Source organism: Streptomyces sp. SID14478 (assembly GCF_010548525.1).
GTDB lineage: Bacteria > Actinomycetota > Actinomycetes > Streptomycetales > Streptomycetaceae > Streptomyces.
Genome location: NZ_JAAGMG010001058.1, coordinates 1 through 541, shown reverse-complemented (window position 1 = coordinate 541; position 541 = coordinate 1). Strand labels below are relative to the sequence as shown.

Genomic DNA, 541 nt, shown 5'->3' with positions numbered 1-541 from the left:
CAGCGGTCCCCGCTGCTCGACGCGCTGCTCGCGGCCGGGCTCGACGCCCCGTACTCGTGCCGCGAGGGCGCCTGCAGCGCCTGCTGTCTGCGGGTGGAGTCGGGCGAGGTGAAGATGGCCCGCAACGACGTCCTCGACGAGGAGGACCTCGCCGACGGGTACGTGCTCGCCTGCCAGGCCCTGCCGTTGAGCCCGCGGGTCGAGGCGACGTACGAGTAGGGCGTGTGGGGAAGGCCCCGCCAGCCCTTCGGGCCAACGACGGTACTTTCACCACACGCCCGGGCCTCTCGCGTACTACATCCAGTTCGCCGAGCGGGCCCAGCTCATCAGGCTGTCCATCACGACGGGCATCCCGGGCGAGGGCACCTCGGCGGGCGGTGCGAAGCGGGCCGCGCGCCCGGGCCCGTACAGGTGCGCCCAGACGGCCCGGGCGCAGGTCTGCAGCAGCGGGGCGAGGCGCTCCAGGGTGAGGTGGCCACCCCTGCCCGACACGGAGACGGCGGCGACGGCCCGGCCCGCCCCGCGCAGCGGTACGGCCGCG

General features: G+C 75.2%; 1 protein-coding gene and 1 pseudogene. One reads left to right on the top strand and one right to left on the bottom strand.

Annotation, left to right across the window (positions count from 1 at the left end; all coding sequences use genetic code 11):
* A partial coding sequence (locus G3I40_RS33935; protein WP_164558673.1) for a 2Fe-2S iron-sulfur cluster binding domain-containing protein occupies positions 1–219 on the top strand: 219 nt, incomplete at its 5' end.
* A gap of 75 nt (positions 220–294) precedes the next feature.
* Here G3I40_RS33935 and G3I40_RS33930 read toward each other — a convergent pair.
* A pseudogene (locus G3I40_RS33930) lies at positions 295–541 on the bottom strand (IclR family transcriptional regulator); the annotation flags it as partial.